Genomic DNA, 16694 nt, shown 5'->3' on the forward strand with positions numbered 1-16694 from the left:
ATAGTGAAAAGGTAAAAAATAGCATTACAATAGTTTGAAAAACTGAAACTTCATATTTTTCGACAATACATACAAAATGTTTTTGTCTTTTCGTATTTCTTAATAATTGAGTTTGATAAGATTGCTCAATTAACTTTTATTATAAAAACTATGAAGGAAGTGATTTTAGTATGGAAACGCTCGAATTGGCACGAATACAGTTCGCATCAACAACGATTTTCCATTACTTTTTTGTTCCGCTGTCAATTGGTTTAGCTTTTATTATTGCAATCATGCAAACGTTGTATGTGGTAAAAGGGCAAGAGGTATATAAGAAGATGGCAAAGTTTTGGACGCAATTATTCCTTATTAACTTTGCAGTAGGTGTAGTAACAGGTATTTTACAAGAATTTCAGTTTGGTATGAACTGGTCAACGTATTCACGTTTTGTAGGTGATGTATTTGGTCCCTCGCTTGCAATTGAAGGATTACTGGCATTTTTCATTGAGTCTACATTCCTAGGTTTATGGGTATTCGGTGAGGACAAATTACCGAAGCGAATTCACTTAATGTGTATTTGGCTCCTTTCAATTGGAACGATGTTATCAGCATTCTGGATTTTAACTGCAAGTGCATTTATGCAGTCACCTGTCGGGTATGAAATGGCAGCTGATGGTCGTGCGCAAATGAATGATTTCTTAGCCATTATTCAAAACCCACAACTATGGGTACAATTCCCGCATACAATTACAGCGGCAATTGCAACAGGTGCATTCTTTATTGCTGGTGTAAGTGCATGGAAAATTACAAAAGGACAAGAAACTGTAGTATTTAAAAAATCTTTCCGAATTTCTATCATTGTTGGAACAATTACAACGGCGCTTGTATTATTCTTTGGTCATGCACAAGCGCAACAATTAATTAAGACACATCCAATGAAGATGGCGGCAGCTGAAGCGCTATGGAATACAAGTGAGGATCCAGCACCATTTACAGTATTTTCGAAAATTGATACAGAGAAGAAAGAAAATTCGTTTGAAATTCAAATCCCTTATATGCTAAGTCTATTATCGTATGATAAGTTTAGCGGTCAAGTTGAAGGGATGAATCAAATTCAAAAACAATATGAGGAAAAATATGGACCTGGAGATTATATTCCTCCAGTGCATACAATGTTTTGGAGTTTTAGAGCGATGGTAATGAGTGGAACATTCATGCTTCTTCTAGGAGCTTACGGATGGTTCTTATCAAGAAAAGATCGTTTAGCTGAAAAAACGTGGTATTTAAAATTAATGGTGTATGCAATTTCTCTTCCGTTCATCGGTAATACAGTAGGGTGGATTATGACTGAAATGGGTCGTCAACCTTGGGTAGTATTTGGTGTAATGAAAACAGAAGATGCTGTATCACCAAATGTAACATTCGGTGAAGTATTATTCTCACTTATTTCATTCACATCAATGTATTTAATTATGGGTGGAATTTGTGTGTACTTATTCGTTCGTACCATTAAGGGCCACACGAATAAGAAAACGAAAAAGGATTATCAAAGCCATGATCCATTTGATAAGGAGGAAGAGTATGTTATCTCTTAATGAGTTGTGGTTTTTAGTTATTGCAATCTTGTTTGTTGGATTCTTTGTACTGGAAGGTTTCGATTTTGGTGTAGGAATGGTTTCGAGGTTTTTAGGAAAGAATGATTTTGAAAAACGAGTTTACTTAAATACAATAGGACCGTTCTGGCACGCGAATGAAGTATGGCTTGTTTGTGCTGGTGGAGCCATGTTTGCGGCATTTCCGCACTGGTATGCAACTTTATTTAGTGGTTTTTATATTCCATTTGTATTTATGCTTCTTGCTTTAATTTTAAGAGGTGTTTCCTTTAAATTTCGTGCGAAAATAGATAATCATAAATGGAAGAGTGCATGGGATTGGGGGATGTTTATTGGAAGTATGTTACCTCCTATCCTTTGGGGAGTTGCGATTGCAAACTTTATGGTAGGTGTACCTATTGATGAGAGTAAAAATGTTGTAGGTGGATTCTTGCAATTACTTCATCCATTTGCGTTACTTGGAGGAGTAATGTTTCTCCTACTATGTATTGTTCACGGATTACAATTTCTTACGATACGTACAACTGGTAAATTGAGAGAACGTGCACGAATTGCTGCAATAAAAATTGCACCATTTTCATTAATTACACTTCTTGTTTTTGCTGGTGTGGGGTTATGGAAAACCGACATTTTCACTGCTCATGGAACAGAATGGATTATGGTACCAATCGGAGCTTTTGTAGCACTATTAGTGTCCACTTTATTAAATAAAAGAAGAAGAGATGGTTGGGCTTTCTTTATGACGAGTTTAACGATCATTTTACTAAGTGCGAGTGTATTTATCGGTATGTTCCCACGTGTTATGATTAGCTCTTTAGGGGCAATGAATGATTTGACAATTTACAACGCAGCATCAGGAGCTTATGCATTAAAACTTATGACTTACTTTGCGATTGCTATTTTGCCTTTCGTTATCGGAAGTCAAATATGGAGTTATTATGTATTTAGACAACCTGTTAAGTCAGACAACGATTTGGAGTACTAATGAAAAGAAAAAGAGGACTTCCGTCTTATCCCGGTAGCCGTATTTTATATGTAGCGTTAACGATTATTAGTATTTTAGAAGCTTTTAGTATTATTGCGCAAACAATCTTTTTAGCACGAGCTATTACGTTTTTATTTCATGGAGAGACAGTACAAACAATATTAAGTGAAGTTGTTTATTTTGGTATCGCGTTTGCAGCGCGTAACATAGTAGTTCGAACATCACAAATATTAGTGGAACGTTTTGCTGAAAAAACAGGGTCGTTACTAAGAAAACAATTGATAGAGGCATATTTCACATTAGGTCCAAGGTATGTTCAAACTGTTGGAACTGGTCATCTGGTTACCTTATCAATTGAGGGGATTGAGAAATTTAAAACATATATTGAATTAACGATTCCTAAAATGATTAGAAGTAGTATCGTTCCAGGTCTAATTGTACTATATGTTTTTACGCTAGATATTGAGTCTGGAATCATTTTAGTTGTAACGATTCCTATCGTGATCATATTTATGATTCTTCTCGGATTAGCAGCGCAAAAAATGGCAGATAGTCAGTATGAGATATATCGTGTACTTTCGAATCATTTTGTAGATACGTTAAAAGGTTTAGAAACATTAAAGTATTTAGGGAAAAGTGAACAGCACGAAGGAAAGATTGAAAAAGTAAGTAAAAGATATAGAAAAGCAACGATGCGTACTTTGCGAGTTGCTTTTCTTTCTTCTTTTGCATTAGATTTCTTTACGAGTTTATCAATTGCGTTTGTGGCAGTTGGATTAGGGATACGTTTAATAGATGGAACGATTATACTATTACCAGCCCTTACAATTTTGATTTTAGCTCCGGAATATTTTCTGCCGATTAAACAAGTGGGAGCAAATTATCATGCGACATTAGATGGACAAATTGCGATGGAGCAAATAGAAGAGATTTTGCAACAACAAAAAGGAATACAAAAGAAAGATTTAAATGAAGATATAGTATGGAATGCCTCTAGTAGCTTGAAATTACAAGATATCAAAGTTAATAATACTGAATCTGAAAAGGCTATATTAGAAGGAATTAATTTTACTTGGGAAGGTAACGGTGCTATTGGTGTTATTGGTGAAAGTGGTGCAGGGAAATCGACGTTAATCGACGTATTAGCAGGTTTTTTATCTCCTTCGAGTGGAAAGATGTTAGTAAATGGTGTAGAAGTTGATGGATCTACTCGTGAAGATTGGCAAAAAAATATTGCTTATATTCCGCAGCAACCTTATATTTTTCCGCTTTCATTAAAGGATAACATTCGTTTTTATGAAACAAATGCAACAGATGAAGAAGTTGAAAGAGTTATTAATGAAGTCGGCCTTCGTTCACTCGTTACATCACTTCCAAATGGGATACACGAAAGAATTGGAGAAGGTGGACGTATGCTAAGTGGCGGACAAGAACAGCGTGTTGCTATGGCGCGTGCGCTTTTAAGTAAAAAACCAATCATTTTATTAGATGAGCCTACGGCACATCTTGATATTGAAACCGAATTTGAAATAAAGCAAGCGATGTTACGTCTATTTAATGGAAAGTTAGTATTTTTAGCAACTCACCGTCTACATTGGATGAAACAAATGGACCATATTCTTATTCTAAATAAAGGGGAAATGAAAGAAAGTGGGACGTATGAAGAACTTTTAGAGAATGAGACATTACATTTTCATAGGGAAGAGAGGGGAGAGAAATGAGTAACTGGGTTAAACCTTATATAAAACAAAATAAAGGTAGAATGACTTTAACTATTTTCCTTGGTCTTCTTGGAGTTAGTTCAGGAGCGATGTTACTTTTTATTTCAGGTTATTTGATCTCAAAATCTGCTCTTAGACCAGAAAATGTAATGGCTGTATATGTTCCTATTGTTGCAACAAGAGCGTTTAGTATAGGGCAAGCTGTATTTCATTATATAGAGCGCCTAGTCGGACATGATGTCGTACTACGTATATTAGAAAAAATGAGAACGAGGCTATATAGAATAGTAGAACCACAGGCGTTATTTTTCCGTTCTCGATTTCAAACGGGTGATATGTTAGGAGTGTTATCCGAAGATATAGAGCATTTGCAAAACCTATATTTACGTACAATATTTCCTAGCATATTAGCGCTAGTTGTTTATAGTATCTTCGTACTTGTTATCGGTGCATTTGATTTTGTTTTTGCACTTATTGTAGGTTGTATGTTAGCTATTATCGTTTTTCTTCTTCCGTTTGTATCATTACTTTTGATGAAGAAACATCATGTTACTTTAAAGCAAGGAAGAAACCGTTTGTATCAACAACTGACAGATGCTGTTTTTGGATTATCTGATTGGCAAGCAAGTGGTCGTAAAGATGAATTTATTAATGAGTATGTAAAACAAAATGATCAGTTGTTAAAAATCGAAAAGAGAGTGAAACGCTGGTATCATATTCGGGACAGTATCATTCAATTAGTAGTAGGTATTGTAGTTATTTCGATGATCATATGGACTGGGAATGAAGCGGCAAGTGAACAAATTGCTCCTACAGTTATCGCAGCTTTCGTATTAATGACTTTATCTGTAACAAACGCGCTTATTCCTATTGCAGATGCCATCGATCGAATACCGTCGTACGTAGAATCTACCCATCGTCTTAATGGCGTAGAAAGTGATAGTGTTTTACATGATGAAACGGATTTGCATGGAGAGAAAGATTATATTGAACCAAAACATGTAGATATTGAACTGAATCACGTATCGTATAGTTATCCAGATAGTAATGAGATTGTATTAAAAGATGTATCATTACAAATAAAAGCAGGGAAGAAAATTGCTATTTTAGGGAGAAGTGGGACAGGGAAATCTACTTTACTAAAATTGTTAACAGGGGCGTTAAGCCCAGTAAATGGCCAAGTTGTATTGAATGGTGAACGAGCTCATACGAATCTTTTATCTAAATATATTTCTGTATTAAATCAAAAGCCGCATTTGTTTGATACGACAATTGGAAATAATGTACGAATTGGCAAACCGGAGGCGACGGATGAAGAGATATGGAAAGCTTTAGAGAAAGCACAATTAGCTTCACATGTTACTTCTCTTCCAGACGGATTACAAACAAAAATGCATGAAATGGGAAAGCGGTTTTCTGGTGGGGAAAGACAAAGGGTTGCTTTTGCTAGAACTCTTATGCAAGAAACACCAATTATTGTACTTGATGAACCGACTATCGGTTTAGATCCAAAAACAGAATTGTCTTTAATCGAAACAATGTTTTCTGCAACGGAAGAAAAGACGGTTATTTGGATTACGCACCATCTTGTAGGAATAGAACATGTAGACGAAGTTATATTCCTTGATCGTGGCCAAATTGTCATGCAAGGTAGTCATAAACAACTTCTGAAAGAAAATGAAAAGTATCGTAAACTTTATGAGTTAGATAAAGGAATATGATTTGAATAAGCAATAATTGTAAAAATAGCTACGCCTAATGGTGGAGCTATTTTTTTTGTTAGATTGCAGGTGTATATGATTGTTACGAATTAAAAATGAATTTCATATTATACATATAATGGAGGGGATGTACATGAAGGAGCAATATAAAATCATTGTTTTAAGTGATGAGTTATCAGGGGAGAGGATTCGAAATACGTTAGACAAAAATAAATGTAAAACAATAGTTCATGTTGTAGACGTTTCAGATGTTGTTCGTATAGAAAGTTCTTTTCAATATATAGTCATTTGGAGAGGGGACGCAGAAAAACTTACAAATGACTTGATAAATAGGGGCGTGCAAAGTTCAAAAATTATTAATTTAACAAAATACATGTATGAATGGAAGGATAAATTAATTTCTATCTATCAAATAAATCCAGATCTTATGTCTTTATACATTTCTATGAAAAAAACAAAGAGTGATCCGACGTATGAATTGTTTGCTACCGGTTTGTCTTATCCACATTGTGGCATAAGTACGGAGCTTCTCTCAAAAAAGTCAATAAAATTAACACTTCCATCGCAAGATCTATACTATGATTATTTAATAGCGTCACAACTTTTATCAAACAATCATTCATTTCAATATTGTTTAATAGGAATAGCCTATTTCTCGTTTTACTTTGATATGTCGTTATCATCTGAATCATATAGAATTCACAAAGTATATTATCCATTGTTTCAAGATGGTCATCATACTGTAGTTCATTCTCCTCTACCCACTGATGGATTCTCACATCTAAATACTCCGAAACCACTTCTTTCTATTTTTAATTTGCATTTTGAATATATTTTATTAGACGAACTAAAAGATGAATCATTGACGCTGCCTTGGATAAATGCTGAATGGAATACTACTTCTCTTCATATTCCTTTTGAAGAACACGGGAAAATAAGAGCAGCTTCACATGCTAAATTGGCGTATCCTCATACTTTAGTTGAAAATAAAATGATTTTTAAGAAATATTTAGAATTACTGTTAAAAAACGATATAAAGCCATTAATTGTTGTGTTCCCTGTTACTTCACATTATTTCAATTGTAGTAGTAAGAAATTAAAAGAAGATTTTTATAAAGTTATAAATGATTTTCAAACTCAATATTCTTTTCAAATTATAGATCTATTTGATTCGCCATTATTTTGTGACGATGATTTTTATGATAGTGATCATATGAATAAAAAAGGTGCAAATAAAATGTCCGCATTATTAAATATGTTTATTCAGGAACGAAAAGTATGATATTTTGTTTCCTGTTTGCATAAAAGTATATAGGCTCCATACAGTTAAAGTAATGTGATTTTTGTGTCGCGTATATAAATAATATGCGAAGAGGTGAGAGAGTTAAAATGAGAACTCGTATTGAAAGAACTGAAGAAATGGTAGAGCAACTTCCGTTGGTAAGTGTATTAATTCCTACGTATAATCGTCCTAGTTACTTTGAAAAGGCGTTATGTAGTGTGTTAGAACAAACGTACCCTAATATAGAAATTATAGTTGGAGATGACAGCACGAATGATGAAACAGAAAAATTGTTACAAAAATACTTATGTGATCATTCAAATATTATTTATATAAAAAATAGGTCAACTCTCGGACAATTTGAAAATGCGTTAATGTTATTTAATGAAGCGAACGGTGAGTATATAAATTTTTTAATGGATGATGATGTATTTCATGTGAATAAAATTGAAAAAATGATGAAGTATTTTTTCAATGATTTAGATAATGAAATTAAGCTTGTAACATCTCATCGTCAAGTCATTGATGATAAAGGGAAAGAACTGCGACATATTTATTCGACTGTCCGTTTATTTGAAGAGGATACCATTATAGAGGGAACAGAATTAGGAAATAAGGTAATTGTGGATCAAAAAAATTATATTGGAGAACCGACAACAGTTTTATTTCGTAAAAATGATTTACAAGAACCATATGGGATTTTTGATAAGAGGCGGTATTTATGTAACGTAGATATAGCTTCATGGTTATTTTTATTAAGTAAAGGAAAAGCAGTATATATAGCAGAGACACTTAGTTACTTTCGATTACATCCAGATCAACAGTTAAATGAATCTAATAAAATGATGGATGGATTAGAAGATTTTTCACATAGTATTCTAGCAGGAGAACAATATGGTTTCTTATCCACCGAAAAAGAGTTAGACAAAGCGATAACTAATTTTCTAGATTACGCAAGAAGGATAGTTCCATCATCGATATTATATACATTAGACTATTATCAAAAAATTAAAGAAAAGAAAATAAACATAGAAAAGAAAAAACAACATATAAATAATAATTCTCCTTTACCGAAAGTAAGCATACTTATTCCTGCGTACAATAGACCTTATTACTTGGAATTGGCACTCAACAGCGCTCTAAATCAAACATATGAAAATATTGAAATTGTTATTTCTGACGACAGTACAAATAATGAAGTCAATGCTATGATTCAACCGTATTTACGTGAATATGAGTGTATTACATATGTTAAAAATGAAACGCCGTTAGTTGCCGAAAACTTTAATAAGTGTGTAGAACTTGCGAATGGGGACTATATAAACTTTTTATTAGATGATGATTTATTTCATCATGAAAAGATCGAGAGAATGATGAAATACTTTTTGACGTTAGAAAATATTTCATTTGTGACGTCATATCGTGAACTGATTGATGAGAATGGAGAGATATTACCACCTTCAATATTAAATATGAAAATCGCGAAAGAAACTACGCTTTTTGAAGGAAAAGAATTAGGGAATTATATGTTGAAAAATTTGAAAAATGTAGTTGGTGAGCCGACAACTGTTTTGTTTAATCGGGAATTGTTTGACGGGAAGTTTGGGTATTTTAAAGGAAAGGCGTATTCTGCTATTAACGATATTGCAACTTGGCTAGATATGATGAGGAAAGGAAAAGTAGTTTATATACATGAACCTCTTAGTTATTTTAGACAACATAGTGGACAAAATCAAAAACAAATGCATTTTATTTTAATGACAATTGAAGAGTGGATTGAATTAATTATAGATGCATATAATAGTGGATTTTTAAGCTCCGAAAGTGAGTATAAAGAGAGTTTATCTTATTGTTTAGAAAATGCGGGATTTATAGTTAAGGATGCAGTAAGAAATGGCGAACTAGATCAAATTTATAATGAAAAGATAAAAAAAGGGTTAAACAAGTTAGTTGCTCATATGTTTGAGAAAGAATCTTGTTATTGTCAATATTGCAATCAACAATTTGAAAAATTTTCACCTTGGCCAGCGCATTATGATTTTCCGAAATATAAATTTGAGATGTGGAATAAAGATACAGGGATATGTCCAGTTTGCAATTCGATGGATCGTGAAAGATTGTATCGTGCGTACATTGAAACGGAAACGGACTTGTTAAATAGAAACTATACAATGCTTCATATTGCACCTGAAGCGAAGTTAAGAGATTGGTTTAACGAGTATAAAAATATTACGTATGTATGTGGTGACTTAGAACCAAAGGATCCATTAATGAAGGAAATTGATGTTACAAGGATTACATATGATAGTAATACTTTTGATGTAATATTATGTAGCCATGTGTTAGAACACGTTCCTGATGATGACAAAGCAATGCGAGAGTTATATAGAGTGTTAAAGCCAAATGGATGGGGAATTATTCAAGTACCGATCGTAATGAATGTAGATTTTATTATAGAGAATGAATTAATTGTAACACCACAATTGAGGAAATTAGCTTTTGGTCAAGAAGATCATGTGAGAATTTACAATCAATCGGGATTTATTCAACGATTAATGAATGCAGGATTTAAGGTAGAATTATATAACATAGCGGAAAAACAAGGAATGAAAAGTGCTAGGAAATTTGGATTATCTGAAACAGATATGCTCTATATTGTCCGAAAATGATAGGAAGGAATAGATAGATATGGAGAATATTCCTTTTTTACGTGCTTCAACTGTACCTGTAAGTGAGTATTTGGACGAATTGAAGGAAATTGATACATCTCACATATATACGAATTATGGACCTATAAATCAACGTTTTGAGGAAACAATTATGTCGTCATTTTTTCAAAACAGGGGAGCTGTTACAACAGTAGCAAACGCAACGTTAGGGTTAATGGCGGCTATTCAACTAAAGAAAAGAAGAAAGGGAAAGTATGCTCTCATGCCTAGTTTTACATTCCCTGCGACTGCCTTAGCCGCTATTTGGTGTGGACTGGAACCTTACTTTATTGATATTTCAATAGATGATTGGTATATGGATAAAACCGTACTTTTGGATAAGATAGAAGAATTAAAAGAAGAGGTTGCGATTGTTGTCCCGTACGCCACTTTTGGATCATGGATGAACTTAGAAAAATATGAAGAATTAGAGAAGAAGGGGATTCCGGTTGTCGTAGATGCGGCGCCGGGATTTGGTTTAATGAATGGAGGGATGCATTACGGTCAAGATTTTAGTGGAATGATCGTATATAGCTTTCATGCAACAAAGCCGTTCGGAATTGGTGAAGGAGGGCTCATATATAGTAAAAACGAAGAAGATATACAACGTATTAAAAGAATGGGGAATTTCGGATTTGATAAAAATCGTGAATGTACGATGATGGGGTTTAATTGTAAAATGTCTGAATACGCAGCAGCTATTGGGATAGCGACTATAAAAAAGTGGGATCAAAAATTAAAAGAACGCAGCCGTATTTCTGAATGGTATAAACAGTTGTTACAAAATACTGGGTTAATGAAAAAAGGGTGGAAAGTCCAAAAGACAGAAGCGGTTATTCACCAATTTATGCCTATCATTTGTCCAGAAGAAGTTCGCAACATACAAGTAATAGAAGAACTGAAAAAACAGAAAATAGAAGCTAGATTATACTTTTCACCATCTTGCCACCAACAAGTTCTTTTTAAAAACTATAAGTCTACAGATTTAACAAAGACGAATAAAATAGCAAGACGAATCGTAAGTTTACCTTTATGGGAAGGAATGACGAAAGAACTAGTAGAGCAAATTGTAATTTGTTTAGAGCAGAAGGTGGTGTCGGTAGATGAATAGTTTTTATAGTCAAGAAGAACTAAAGAAAGTTGGATTTTTATCTGTTGGGAAAAATGTATTGGTTAGTAAAAAAGCAAGTATATATAATCCAAGTGCTATATCAGTTGGCAATCATGTAAGAATTGATGATTTTTGCATTTTAAGTGGTAAAATCACAATTGGAAGTTATTCGCACATATCAGCGTATACAGCGTTATATGGAGGGGAAGTTGGGATTGAAATGCATGATTTTGCAAACATCTCAGCTAAAACAATCGTATATGCAGTACTTGATGATTTCAGTGGAAATACATTAATGGGGCCAACCGTCCCGAATCAATATAGGAATGTGAAAGCAGAAAAAGTTATTTTAAAAAAACATGTGATTATTGGTGCCAATTCTATTATTTTTCCAAATGTAATTGTAGGAGAAGGTACGGCAGTCGGCGCGATGAGTATGGTAAAAGAGAGTTTAGATGATTGGTATATTTACGCTGGAATTCCCGTAAGGAAAGTAAAACCTCGTCAAAAAAAGATGCTAGAGTTAGAAATTGATTTTTTAAAAAGCATTCATTCTTAACAAAAAAGAATGAATGTTTTTTATTTTTATCTCGCTATTTGCCGGGCAGTAAGACCCTACCTCAAAATTCAGCGGAAGTAAAGAAGTTAGGTGGGAATCGGGCTGATAGCCAGTGGGGGATGAACAAAATCCTCACTGATTAAACTTTCACTTTATCCCGCTATTTGCCGATAAAGATTCGACTGGTGAGGGCTAATTAAAGTTTCACTTTATGATAGAGCAGAGAGTATCTTAACTTATTGTGTTTTAAATTTTGCTGACCAAGGCAATACTGAGCCATAGTGAATGTAAAGTTGGAGGGCGAGCGTATATGTTTGATGAGGATGGGATTGTTTTAATAATGGAACCAGCTGATGAAAGAAACTTGAGGAGATTTATTTTTTCAGTGCCAAAGTCAGTGTATGGAAAGAAGGGGCTTACATTACACTATGGAACAGCTATAGGACAAGGATATATGGATATAATTGAAGATATTATAAGCGTACATATAGAAATAGATGTTGTAACGATAATAGGGCATGTAAGAGGATAAATAGCTATTTGAAAAAGGTTATAAACAATTTAGCTAGAAGTTATGTATAGAGAAAATTACAGACAATGATAAAGACGAAGGGAGTCTAAAATGAAAATAAAATCAATTTTATTAGTATTTATAGTTTCAATTGGTTTAATGGGATGTTCAATAGTGGAGGAAGGAAAGAACTCCATAGATTATGCTCAAAAGGCGACAGATTATGTAAATGAAATAAGTGCATTTGCAAATGATGCACCAGCATTAGCAGACAAGGCCGTTAATGATAGCGAGGCTCGAAAAGAATTAGAAACGAAGCTTAGTGAAATTAAACAAGATATACCCGCATTCAATGAATTAACGCCACCTGATGTAGCAAAGGATATTCACCAACAAATCGTCGGATATAACGAAAAGTTAAATACGTTAATTGATACGGCGATGACAAAGATAGAAGAAGGAAAAGTGGATGTAGAGCAATTTAAAAACTCTGAGCTTATGCAGACGGTAGATCAAGTTCGAGATTTGAAAGATAAAGTGCAAAATTTAGGTCAATAGTAAAAAGCTCCGTTTGTGATAAACGGAGCTTTTTACTATTGGATACAATAAACGATTACACCAACGATAATAATAATGTTGCCGATGAGTTTACGTTTCGTTATTTTTTCTCCTAGGAAATACCAACCGAAAATTAATATGATGATATAACTTAAGGATTCTAATGCTGATGCTTGTTTTAATGCCATACCCTTCATGGCGATAACATTTAATCCGGCGTTAATTACAAATAAAGAGTAGCCGATAATAACATAAGGATTCACATATTCTTTTATTCTAGAATCGTATTGTTGCAAAGTAGCTTTTTTTAATAATATTTGTGAGTAATTAGCTAAAATTATCCCGAAAATAAATAATAACATATAACTATTCATCTTTTGTCACCACCACAATTCCGACAATAATAATAGCTGCACCAAGTAAATGATTCCACTGAATCGTATCTCCAAATAGAAATACTGACCAAAGCATTGACCACAGTATAATAATCCCGCGATGTGAATATGCTTTTGAAATTTCGAAATGTTTAATTACTTGTTGCCATAAAATTGCATATCCGAATAAAAGTATAACTAATCCGAAATAAGCAACAAAAAATGAGATGGAAGCAATGGGGAATTTAGCTGCCCATTTCATGTAAACCATAATGATAGAATATATCAAAAAAGCTACATGTAAAAATACGTAATTTTTAATAGTTGGTTTCATTTATTCACTCTCTTTTGCATATAAATATATATTTATACCTAATTTTTCTAGTGTTAGATATTGGAACATATTTTGTTTAATCTTTCACATTCCAAATTATATAGTATCATGGCTTTTATTGTAAAACAATAGAAGCTATGCATTCATTTATTCCAAGGTTCTACAATATGTATCGTTTTATTTGTTGCATCCAACTCTACTTGAACACCGATAGGCATGGTAATCATTGGATGTGTATGACAACAATCGAAGTCAGCTAGAAAAGGAATTCTTTGATTTTGAAGTACTTCTAATAGTATTTCAAAAGGTTTTCGATTTGTACCACAATCATCAAATTGCTCATGTTTTCCAAGAATGATACCTGAAATTTTATCGAATACACCGTTAATTTTAAGTAATGAAAAGCTTCTTTCAATAGTAGCTGCATCTTTTGAACTGTCCTCAATGAAGAGAATGTCGCCTTCTTGAATATGTGGCATATAGGGGCTACCCCAAATTCCTTGTATCGTGTTTAAATTCCCGCCAATAATACGCCCAGTAGCTTTTCCATCAATTACTGAAATCCAATCGTTTGGTCGAAGTTCTTTCTCCTTCGTCTTTTCTTCCCAATTAATAAATTCATCTGACCAAAATAATGGTTGTTTTATATGATAAGGAAGAGAATGATCATGTAGTAAAGTTTCAGCAAAATATTTGTATGTGCAATCAACAAAAGGTTCAAATTCGCCAAAGGAAGGGACGAGAGCTGGTCCATAAAATGTAGGGATTCCTGTTTTGGCGTAAATTGCTAGTAATAAAGCAGTTGCATCTGAATACCCAATCATTATTTTAGGGTTCTTTAGAAAAGCATCATAATCAATATAAGGTAATATTGAATTTGAATTCATCCCACCAATTGTTGACATAATACAAGAAATATTAGGATTTCTTATTAAGACATTTAGCTCCTCAGCACGCTCTTGTATACTACCAGAACGATAAAAATCATATCGACCTGTTAATGAACCTTCTAATATATGAAACCCTTTCTGTTGTAAGTAAGATTTTGCTCGTTCAAATCTTTTTGGAGAAGTGTAGGTTACTGGTGAAGAAGGGGAGTAGATCCCAACTGTGTCTCCGTATTTTAATGTTTTTGGAAGTAGCATTTGTATGAATCCCTTCTATTAAATAGTTTATCTCGCTATTTGACGGGTAGCCCGATTGGGAGGGCTGATTAAAGTTTCGCTTTATTTACGAGATTTTATTATTAAATATTCTTACGTTTTAATATTGTAAGTTTAACATAAATAAATTAAAATAATCATTGCTGTATATGAATAAATATACCTTTTACCTTGACTATATAAAGGAATTGTTGTTAAGGTTAAATGTGAGTGTATAAAAGGTTTGCTAAAGGAGTTTTGAAATGAATCGGTTAAAATGGGGAAGGATGACAGTCCTATTAGTTATTATTTTAGGGATATGTTGGTTCTTATTCCAAGGAAATCAAAAGAGCATAGCGAATGTAGAGGGACAACCTTTGCAAGTGGCAGAACTACCTAAAGCAGGATTTACTGAAAAAGTAGTCCCGCCAAAGTACATCCCACCAGAAATTAACGCAAAAGCAGCTATGATTATCGATGCGAGTGATGGAGATATTATTTATCAATATAATGAAAATGAAGCTTTTGCACCGGCTAGTATGTCTAAGATGATGACAGCGTATCTCTTACTAGAGAGTATACATAACGGGAAAGTTCGCTGGGAAGATCCAGTAAAAATGAGTGCGAAGGCGGCACAAACAGAAGGAGCGAGAATCCCAGTACAAGTTAATGACACATTAACTGTTAAAGATTTATATCATGCATTAATGATTGAGTCAGCTAATAATTCGGCTGTGGCTTTAGCAGAACATATGGCAAAATCGGAGAAAGATTTCGTTCAGCTTATGGATGCAAAAGCGAAACAGTTAAAAATGTCGGAACATGCTAAATTTGCAAATGCGTCTGGATTACAAGAGCCAGATGGAAGTGAAACAAAAATGACGGCTGGTGATGTAGCACAATTGGCGTATCATCTTATAAAAGATTATCCGGAAATATTAGAAGTGACTCACTTACGTCAAAGTCAGCTAGCATTTAATAATATTAATGTTATAAGCACAAACGACATGTTAAATAAAAATAATAAAAGTTTATATATAGAAGGAATGGACGGACTAAAGACTGGATTTACAGATAGTGCAGGATACTGTTTTACGGGGACTGCAAAGCAAGGTGATAATCGAATTATTACAGTGGTCATGGGGACATCAAGTAAAACAAAACGTTTTACAGAGACGAATAAGTTAATGTCGTATGCATTTGGATTAGTTAATTAAGTAAGTAAAATACGAATCTAGATCGCTACATAAGTAAGACTGTTCGTTGTTACTAATTTTAGATAACAACGAGCAGTCTTTTTATTTTCATTTTAAAAAGGAAAAAGAGTCTAAATACAAGTGTTAACATTTGAGTTTATTTGTTGCTGTGATATTATAAAGTTATAAGCTTATTAATAATAAGTTTGAGGGGCGTAATATGATATATACATATGAAATAGCCTCAATTGAAAATTGGAGGGAATTATGATGGCAAAAGATTTTTACTCAGCAATTGAAGACAGAAGATCTATTTATGCAATTAGTAAAGAGCAAGTAGTTTCTGATGAGAAAATTCAAGAAGTGATTTATCATGCTGTAAAACATACACCTTCAGCTTTTAATTCTCAAAGTGCTCGCGTTGTTGTTTTATTAGGAGAACAACATGATAAATTATGGGATATTACGAAAGAAACGTTACGAAAAATTGTACCTGAAAATAACTTTGCACCTACTGAAGAAAAAATGAATGCATTTAAAAGTGGTTATGGAACGGTTTTATATTTTGAAGACAGTGAAGTAGTGGAAAGCCTTCAAGCTAACTTTGCATTATATAAAGATAATTTCCCAACTTGGTCTCAGCAATCATCAGGAATGTTACAATTTGCAATTTGGACAGCTTTAGAAATTGAAGGGTTTGGTGCTACGTTACAGCATTACAATCCGCTAATTGATGAAGAAGTGAGAAAAGAGTGGGATGTTCCAGAGAATTGGAAACTTATTGCGCAAATGCCATTTGGTAAACCGGTAGTACATGCTGGTGAAAAAGAATTCCAACCGCTAGAGGACCGTGTGAAAATTTATAAATAATTTAAAAAGGTGAACAGGAATATAACCTGT

At 33.5% G+C, this 16694-nt stretch carries 15 protein-coding genes; 12 read left to right on the plus strand and 3 right to left on the minus strand.

The features are described 5' to 3' along the window. Positions 1 to 170 precede the first annotated feature (170 nt). The 10 genes from cydA (at position 171) to MR136_RS19305 (ending at position 12748) form a co-directional block, all read left to right on the plus strand. Positions 171 to 1574, plus strand: coding sequence for a cytochrome ubiquinol oxidase subunit I (gene cydA / locus MR136_RS19260; RefSeq protein ID WP_000448870.1), 1404 nt, complete (start codon positions 171 to 173; stop codon positions 1572 to 1574). After that, a complete protein-coding gene (gene cydB / locus MR136_RS19265) occupies positions 1561 to 2577 on the plus strand; it encodes a cytochrome d ubiquinol oxidase subunit II (protein ID WP_000950083.1) in 1017 nt (338 codons plus the stop codon). The genes cydA and cydB overlap by 14 nt, the downstream gene beginning before the upstream one ends. Beyond that, positions 2577 to 4298 carry a thiol reductant ABC exporter subunit CydD gene (gene cydD, locus MR136_RS19270; protein WP_000824039.1) on the plus strand — a complete coding sequence of 574 codons (1722 nt, stop codon included), beginning with the start codon at positions 2577 to 2579 and terminating at the stop codon, positions 4296 to 4298. Before cydB ends, cydD begins: the two co-directional genes overlap by 1 nt. After that, positions 4295 to 6019, plus strand: a complete 1725-nt coding sequence (gene cydC / locus MR136_RS19275; protein WP_000073645.1) for a thiol reductant ABC exporter subunit CydC — start codon at positions 4295 to 4297, stop codon at positions 6017 to 6019. The genes cydD and cydC overlap by 4 nt, the downstream gene beginning before the upstream one ends. A 133-nt stretch (positions 6020 to 6152) precedes the next feature. After that, the gene (locus tag MR136_RS19280) at positions 6153 to 7301 is read left to right on the plus strand and encodes a hypothetical protein (RefSeq protein ID WP_000664267.1); all 1149 of its coding nucleotides are present in this window, start codon (positions 6153 to 6155) and stop codon (positions 7299 to 7301) included. Between the two features lie 107 nt (positions 7302 to 7408). Next, the gene (locus MR136_RS19285) at positions 7409 to 9970 is read left to right on the plus strand and encodes a glycosyltransferase (protein WP_001260410.1); all 2562 of its coding nucleotides are present in this window, start codon (positions 7409 to 7411) and stop codon (positions 9968 to 9970) included. Positions 9971 to 9989: 19 nt separating this feature from the next. After that, a complete protein-coding gene (locus MR136_RS19290) occupies positions 9990 to 11120 on the plus strand; it encodes a DegT/DnrJ/EryC1/StrS aminotransferase family protein (protein WP_078421618.1) in 1131 nt (376 codons plus the stop codon). Continuing rightward, a complete protein-coding gene (locus MR136_RS19295) occupies positions 11113 to 11679 on the plus strand; it encodes an acyltransferase (RefSeq protein ID WP_078421617.1) in 567 nt (188 codons plus the stop codon). Before MR136_RS19290 ends, MR136_RS19295 begins: the two co-directional genes overlap by 8 nt. 310 nt (positions 11680 to 11989) lie before the next feature. Beyond that, entirely contained in the window at positions 11990 to 12211 is a 222-nt protein-coding gene (locus MR136_RS19300; protein WP_242259559.1) for a hypothetical protein, read from the plus strand. 90 nt (positions 12212 to 12301) lie between these two features. Further along, the gene (locus MR136_RS19305; protein ID WP_000695197.1) at positions 12302 to 12748 is read left to right on the plus strand and encodes a DUF6376 family protein; all 447 of its coding nucleotides are present in this window, start codon (positions 12302 to 12304) and stop codon (positions 12746 to 12748) included. Between the two features lie 35 nt (positions 12749 to 12783). Here MR136_RS19305 and MR136_RS19310 read toward each other — a convergent pair whose 3' ends face one another. The 3 genes from MR136_RS19310 to MR136_RS19320 all read right to left on the minus strand — a co-directional run bounded on the left by MR136_RS19310 (position 12784) and on the right by MR136_RS19320 (position 14601). Continuing rightward, on the minus strand, positions 12784 to 13122 hold the full coding sequence (locus tag MR136_RS19310; RefSeq protein WP_001089867.1) for an EamA family transporter: 339 nt from the start codon (positions 13120 to 13122) through the stop codon (positions 12784 to 12786). Then, positions 13115 to 13456, minus strand: a complete 342-nt coding sequence (locus MR136_RS19315) for an EamA family transporter (RefSeq protein ID WP_000805125.1) — start codon at positions 13454 to 13456, stop codon at positions 13115 to 13117. Before MR136_RS19315 ends, MR136_RS19310 begins: the two co-directional genes overlap by 8 nt. A gap of 143 nt (positions 13457 to 13599) precedes the next feature. Beyond that, a complete protein-coding gene (locus MR136_RS19320) occupies positions 13600 to 14601 on the minus strand; it encodes a S66 family peptidase (protein WP_000926339.1) in 1002 nt (333 codons plus the stop codon). Between the two features lie 260 nt (positions 14602 to 14861). On the opposite strand from MR136_RS19320, the gene MR136_RS19325 reads away from it, so the two are divergent. Both MR136_RS19325 and MR136_RS19330 read left to right on the plus strand, forming a co-directional pair. Beyond that, the gene (locus MR136_RS19325; RefSeq protein ID WP_001080871.1) at positions 14862 to 15815 is read left to right on the plus strand and encodes a D-alanyl-D-alanine carboxypeptidase family protein; all 954 of its coding nucleotides are present in this window, start codon (positions 14862 to 14864) and stop codon (positions 15813 to 15815) included. Positions 15816 to 16061: 246 nt separating this feature from the next. Further along, positions 16062 to 16664: a nitroreductase family protein gene (locus tag MR136_RS19330; RefSeq protein WP_001987122.1), complete on the plus strand. Its 603-nt coding sequence runs from the start codon at positions 16062 to 16064 to the stop codon at positions 16662 to 16664. Positions 16665 to 16694 lie beyond the last annotated feature (30 nt).

Origin of the sequence: Bacillus cereus group sp. BfR-BA-01311 (assembly GCF_022664295.1) — a bacterium.
GTDB lineage: Bacteria > Bacillota > Bacilli > Bacillales > Bacillaceae_G > Bacillus_A > Bacillus_A cereus.